Below are 7046 nucleotides of genomic sequence, written 5' to 3' on the forward strand. Positions count from 1 at the left end.
GAAAAAATGATAGCGGTAATAAAACGGATACGCTGGTATCTCTGGGTACTGATCGTTCTTGTGATAGCTTATGTGGGAGTTTCTGTTTACTTTATGGAACATTTCTTCACGGGTACTGAGGTCAACGGAGTGAACGCGGATCTGTATACGGTGAAACAGGTGAACGAGCTGCTGCTTTCCCAGGCAAATGCTTATACATTAACCATTACGGAGCGGGGCGGCGACACCGTCACCCTGACTCCGGCGGAGCTCGGCATGAGCTTCTCAGAGGGCGACACCGTCCGGACACTGAAGCGGGAGCAGAACGGTTTTCTGTGGCCCAGAATGTTCTGGCAGAAGGATATGTACCAGGTGGGCCCCGAGCTCAACTATGATGAGGACGCTTTTGGCGCAGCGGTGGATTCCTGCATGAAAAAAGGCGCCTCTCCGGAAAATGCCTGGGTGGAAATGACGGAAGATGGCTACAAGGTACATAAAGAGGAGCAGGGTGCAGAGCTTGATCGGGAAACTGTAAGCGACCAGCTTCGCATGGCTTCCGAAAGTCTGATAGAGACGCTTGATCTGGATGATGCAGGCTGCTACGTGGAGCCTCAGATTACTACGGAATCAGAAGAAATCACATCACTGACAGCGCAGCTCGATGAATGGCTTGGCGCTTCTGTCACCTATACCTTCGGAAAGCAGGCCGAGGTGGTAGACAAATCCGTCATCAGCGGATTTATTACCATTGATGATTACAAGGCAACGCTTTCGGAGCAGGCTGTGACCGACTGGGTGACCGCCCTGGCTAAGGAGCGCGACACCTACAAGCAGTCCCATACCTTCAACAGTACCCTGAGAGGAACCATTACCGTCAAGGGTGGCAATTACGGCTGGCAGATCGATAAAGCGACTGAGAGCGCCGCACTCCTTGCTTCCATAGAAAATGGCGAGACGGTTACAAAGGAACCGGCCTACAGCCATAAGGGAAATACCTGGGACGGCCCCAACGGCGACATCGGCAGCACCTATATTGAAGTGGATATGGGTGCGCAGCATATGTGGTGCTACAAGAACGGTGCTCTGGTGGTAGATACCGACGTGGTAACCGGCAATATCAGCAAGGGTTACAACACCCCGTCCATTGTGGCAACCATTCAGTATAAGACCCGTAACGCAGTGTTGAAGGGGGACAACTACCGGACTCCGGTAAACTACTGGATGCCTTTCTATGGCAATTATGGAATTCATGACGCCTACTGGCGTGCCCAGTTCGGCGGAGAGGTCTATCTGACAAATGGTTCCCACGGCTGTGTGAACACACCGCCCGCAGCCATGGCGCAGGTTTATGCCAACATGGAATCCGGGACCCCGGTGGTGCTTTATTATTAAAAATCTGTCGATAATACCGAATTTGCACGAATTTATGACACAATTCGAATTGACAAGAGTTTAACATAGTACTACAATAAAGAAATAACAAAATATACACTTAGAAATTTGAAGTGGGAGGAATGAAAAAATGAGTCGTGTGTACAATTTTTCAGCAGGACCGGCCGTAATGCCGGAAGAGGTTTTGCGCGAAGCAGCAGATGAGATGCTGGACTACCAGGGAACAGGAATGTCCGTGATGGAAATGTCACACCGCTCCAAGGCCTTCGAGAAGATCATCAATGAGGCGGAGCAGGATCTGCGCGATCTGATGCAGATTCCGGACAATTACAAAGTACTGTTCATGCAGGGCGGCGCACATCTTCAGTTTGCGGCAATTCCCATGAACCTGATGAAAAATAAGGTGGCTGATTATATCATCACCGGACAGTGGGCAAAGAAGGCGTTCAAAGAGGCGCAGATCTATGGCAAGGCCAATGCTATCGCGTCATCCGAGGACGAGACCTTCTCTTACATCCCGGACTGCTCCGATCTGCCCGTCAGCCCAGACGCAGACTATGTATATATCTGCGAGAACAACACCATTTACGGAACCAAGTTCCATACACTGCCGAATACCAAGGGCAAGACACTGGTATCCGACATCTCCTCCTGCTTCTTATCTGAGCCGGTGGACGTAAGCAAGTATGGTCTCGTCTACGGCGGAGTACAGAAGAACGTGGGCCCTGCGGGAATGGCCATCGTGATCATCCGCGAGGATTTGATTACCGAGGATGTGCTTCCGTACACCCCGACCTATATGAAATATAAGATCCATGCGGACGCCAACTCCCTTTACAATACCCCGAACTGTTACTGCATCTATATGTGCGGGAAGGTCTTCAAATGGCTGAAGAAGCAGGGCGGACTGGAAGTGATGAAGGCCCGCAATGAGGAGAAGGCAAAGGTTCTCTATGATTTCCTGGATTCCAGCAAGCTCTTTAAGGGTACTGTCCGCAAGGAAGACCGTTCCATCATGAACGTCCCCTTTGTCACCGGAGACAAGGATCTGGACGCCAAATTTATCAAGGAAGCCACCGAGGCAGGCTTTGTGAACCTGAAGGGCCACAGAACCGTAGGCGGCATGCGCGCAAGCATCTACAACGCCATGCCGATCGAGGGCGTCAGGGCTCTGGTAGAGTTCATGAAGAAGTTCGAGGAGGAGAATTAAGCCATGTATCAGTACAAATGCATGAACCAGATCGCGCAGTTTGGTCTGGATCATTTTACAGAGGATTATAAGCAGACAGAAAATATGGAGGAGGCAGACGCGCTGTTAGTCAGAAGTGCCGCGCTCCATGAGGTAGATTTTCCGGAGAATCTGAAGGCCATCGCCCGGGCCGGAGCCGGAGTCAATAATATTCCGCTGACCAAATGCGCGGATCAGGGTATCGTAGTTTTCAATACGCCGGGCGCCAATGCCAACGGTGTAAAAGAGCTGGTACTGGCAGGTATGCTGCTGGCAGCCAGAGATATCATCGGCGGAGTGAACTGGGTACAGTCCGAGCGCATGAATGAGGATATCAGTAAGCTTGCGGAAAAGCAGAAGAAGCAGTTCGCAGGCCATGAAATTCAGGGCAAGAAGCTGGGTATCATCGGTCTTGGAGCTATCGGCGTACAGGTGGCCAACGCGGCTACACACCTGGGTATGGAAGTACTGGGTTACGACCCGTATATTTCCGTAGAGGCAGCCTGGAACCTGTCCCGCAATATCCACCACATCACCAATGTGGACGATATCTATAAAGAGTGTGATTACATTACCATCCATGTTCCCCTTCTGGACAGCACAAAGGGGATGATTAATGCCGAGGCTATCGAGAAGATGAAGGACGGCGTTGTTGTATTGAACTACGCGCGGGATCTTCTGGTAGACGAGAAGGCTATGGTAGACGCACTGAAGAGAGGCAAGGTAGCCCGCTACATGACCGACTTCCCGAATACCACCACCGCAGGAGCCAAGGGTGTCATTGTGACTCCGCATCTGGGCGCTTCTACCGAGGAGGCGGAAGAGAACTGCGCGCGTATGGCAGTGAAAGAGGTGCGCTGCTATCTGGAGCACGGCAATATCCAGCATTCCGTCAACTATCCGGACTGCGATATGGGTATTCCCAGCTATCCGGCACGTGTGGCTATCTGCCATAAGAATGTCAAAAACATGCTGAGCCAGTTTACCACCATTCTCGGCGATGCCAATTACAATATCGGAAATATGACGAACAAGAGCCGCGGCGACTACGCGTACTCCATGTTCGATCTGGAGAGCCCGGCCAGTCCTGAGCTTATCAAGAAGCTGGAGACAGTGGACGGCGTACTGAAAGTGCGGGTGATCTGCTAATGGCAGAGATCAGAGCCTTTCGCGGCATCCGTCCCGCAGCCGGAAAGGAAGCGGATATTGCGGCTCTTCCCTATGATGTATACAATCGGGAAGAGGCCAGAAAGGCCGTAGAGGGCCGTCCCCTTTCCTTCTTACGCATTGACCGGGCGGAGACCCAGCTTCCGGAGGATACCGATATCTATGCGCCGGAAGTATACCAGAAGGCGAAGGAGCTGCTCTGGGGCATGGTGGAGGATGGTAATTTCGTGCAGGATAGTGCGCCCTGCTATTATCTCTATGAGCTGACCATGAACGGTCGCAGCCAGACCGGTATCGTGGCCTGCGCTTCCATCGACGATTACCGGAACGGCGTCATCAAGAAGCATGAGAACACCCGCCGGGAAAAGGAAGAGGACAGGGTGCGTCATGTGGATACCTGCGACGCCCAGACCGGCCCGATTTTCCTGGCTTACCGGAATCAGGAAAACCTGAAAAAGCTGGTGGCGGAAGTAAAGGAAGGACAGGCGCTCTTTGATTTTACTTCAGAGGATGAGATCCGTCACCGGGGCTGGAAGATTGCGGACGCAGCGAAAATCAGCGCCATCTATGAAGCCTTTCACCAGATGGATGCCCTGTACATCGCGGACGGACACCACCGGGCGGCTTCGGCAGTGCGGGTAGGCGTAAAGCGCCGGGAGGAGCATCCGGGCTATACCGGAGAGGAGGAGTTCAATTACTTCTTATCCGTGATTTTCCCGGACGATGAGTTGATGATTATGGATTATAACCGCGTGGTTCGTGATCTGAACGGACTGACGGCGGAAGAATTTCAAGGCGAGATTAAAAAGGTTTTTGACGTGGAGCCACTGGACAAAGCAGAGCATCCGAAGAGAAAAGGCCAGGTGACCTTATTCCTGGCGGATCAGTGGTATCTGCTGACTCTGAAGCCGGAGTATGCGAACAGTGACCCGGTGGAGGGACTGGACGTATCCGTTCTGCAGAAGCAGATTCTGGAGCCGGTTCTGGGCATCCGGGATCCGAAGACCGACAAACGGATCGACTTCGTCGGTGGAATCCGTGGCCTTTCCGAGCTGGAGCGCCGGGTACATACGGATATGAAGGCAGCCTTTGCCATGTATCCCACCTCCATCGGCGAGTTATTTGCGGTAGCGGATGCAGGACTTCTGATGCCTCCCAAATCTACCTGGTTTGAGCCGAAGCTTCGCAGCGGATTATTTATCCATGCGTTAAGATAAAAGGCTCAAAGGCTTTCTGAATTTACAATAAGCGCTTGCAATATATGGAAAAATGCTCTATAATAAGCGCTGTTAGAGAATTGGAAGTTAAAAGTCAGAGGAGGATTATTATGACTGCTAAGAAAGCAACACAGACTACAAAGAAGGCAGAAAACGTAAAGATAAACGCTCCGGCTAAGACAGTAGAGACAGCAAAGGCAGAGACAGCAGTGAAAGCTGAGACAGTAAAGACAGAAGTAAAAGAGGCACCGAAGGCAGAAGCAGTAAAGGCAGAAGCACCGAAGGCTGAGGTAAAAGCAGAGGCTGTAAAGACAGAGGCACCGAAGGCTGAGAAGAAGGAAGAAGGAAAGGCAGCGCCGAAGAAGCGCGGACCGAAGCCGAAGGCTGAGAAGGCAGACGCTAAGAAGGCTGAGAAGAAAGAGGCTGTACAGAACGTATATGTTCAGTTTATGGGCAAAGAGATTCTGACTGCAGATTTGGTAGCACAGGCAACCGAAAAATGGGTGACACTGGGACACCGTGCATCTTCTATCAAGGAGCTGAACCTGTATGTAAAGCCGGAGGACAGCGCAGCATACTATGTGATCAACGGCAAAGAGAGCGGAAAGCTTGAGCTGTAATTCTCTTGATAAACTTTATAGAAAAAAAGGAAAAGAGGCATTCCATCATGACAACAGCGGTGGAATGCCTCTTTTTTGTGCCTTTTTTGCAGTGCCGGACTGCCTGAAACGTTCGCCCCATAAAGGCAAGTGTCCGTCTCAGATATAACTTTTTTGCAATTTCCTCTTGCTATTCGATTTTAAACGTGCTATACTAATGCCCATATTAAGAACCACGCACAAATGTCTTTGTAGGACGAACAAAAAGACGAAAATTGTCGGCGACAGCCGAAGCGTGGAAAGAGGAGGAAGAAAGTTATGAAAAAGCGTGCATTATCAGTATTACTGGCTGCAGCCATGGTCAGCACCATGCTGGCAGGATGCTCCGGCGGAAGCTCTGACAGCAGTTCCGCAAGCGCAGACGCGTCTGCCACAGACGGAAATGTCGTAAAGATTGGTGTCTACGAGCCGGCATCTGGAGACAACGGAGCAGGCGGAAAGCAGGAGACCCTGGGTATCCAGTACGCCAACTACGTTACCCCGACCGTGGAGATCGGCGGCACCGAGTATACTGTACAGCTTGACATCGTAGACAATGAGTCCTCAAACGACAAGGGACCCTCCGCAGCGGCTAAGCTGGTAGGAGACAAGGTATCCGTAGTACTTGGTTCCTACGGTTCCGGCGTATCCATCGCAGCTTCTGACGTATTCAAGGAGGCAGGTATCCCGGCCATCGGCGTCACCTGTACAAACCCGCAGGTAACAGAGGGTAACACCCATTATTTCCGTATCTGTTTCCTGGATCCGTTCCAGGGTACCGTACACGCGAACTTTGCCAAAGACAAATTTAACGCAAAGAAAGCGTATGTCCTGACCAAGCTTGGCGACGACTATTCCACAGGACTTGGTTACTACTTCACACAGGCCTTTGAGGCGCTGGGCGGAGAAGTTGTGGCAGAGACTTTCCAGGAAGGAAACAGCGACTTTACCTCTTACATTACATCTGCAAAGAAGGCAGGAGCCGACGTATTCTTTGCTCCCAGCTCTACCGAGGCAGCAGCTCTGATTATCGAGCAGGCAGCTGCACAGGGACTGGGCATGCCGATTCTGTCTACCGATACCTGGGATTCCAACGTTATCCTGAACGCGGCAAAGGGCAAAGACCTTGAGATTTATGTAACCACTTTCTATCAGGAGGGCGCGAACGAGGAGTTTGACGCAGGTATCAAGGAGTGGATCAACAGCGATTCCACTGCAAAGGCCAATAACGGCGGCGACGATACCGTATCCGGTCTGACGGTTATGGGCTATGACGCTTACTACACCGCACTGGAGGCTCTGAAGGCAGCAGGCTCTACCGACCCGGCAGCAGTCAACGAGGCACTCTGGAACGTGGACTACACCGGCGTAACCGGACATATCACCTTCAATGAGACAGGTGACGCGAACCGTGACACCGCATAC

At 51.7% G+C, this 7046-nt stretch carries 6 protein-coding genes; all 6 read left to right on the plus strand.

Translation table 11 applies throughout. The annotated features are described in order from the left end of the window. Positions 1-6 precede the first annotated feature (6 nt). Complete coding sequence (locus OCV63_RS07730) at positions 7-1371, plus strand: L,D-transpeptidase family protein (protein WP_158363274.1); 1365 nt, start codon at positions 7-9, stop codon at positions 1369-1371. Positions 1372-1501: 130 nt separating this feature from the next. Beyond that, a complete protein-coding gene (gene serC / locus OCV63_RS07735; protein WP_158363275.1) occupies positions 1502-2581 on the plus strand; it encodes a 3-phosphoserine/phosphohydroxythreonine transaminase in 1080 nt (359 codons plus the stop codon). Between the two features lie 3 nt (positions 2582-2584). Then, positions 2585-3748: a phosphoglycerate dehydrogenase gene (locus tag OCV63_RS07740; RefSeq protein ID WP_158363276.1), complete on the plus strand. Its 1164-nt coding sequence runs from the start codon at positions 2585-2587 to the stop codon at positions 3746-3748. Continuing rightward, positions 3748-4983, plus strand: a complete 1236-nt coding sequence (locus tag OCV63_RS07745) for a DUF1015 domain-containing protein (protein ID WP_158363277.1) — start codon at positions 3748-3750, stop codon at positions 4981-4983. Before OCV63_RS07740 ends, OCV63_RS07745 begins: the two co-directional genes overlap by 1 nt. Before the next feature lie 110 nt (positions 4984-5093). After that, a complete protein-coding gene (locus OCV63_RS07750; protein ID WP_158363278.1) occupies positions 5094-5603 on the plus strand; it encodes a DUF6465 family protein in 510 nt (169 codons plus the stop codon). A gap of 297 nt (positions 5604-5900) precedes the next feature. Then, a partial coding sequence (locus OCV63_RS07755) for an ABC transporter substrate-binding protein (RefSeq protein ID WP_158363303.1) occupies positions 5901-7046 on the plus strand: 1146 nt, incomplete at its 3' end.

This window comes from Laedolimicola ammoniilytica (genome assembly GCF_025567165.1).
GTDB lineage: Bacteria > Bacillota > Clostridia > Lachnospirales > Lachnospiraceae > Laedolimicola > Laedolimicola ammoniilytica.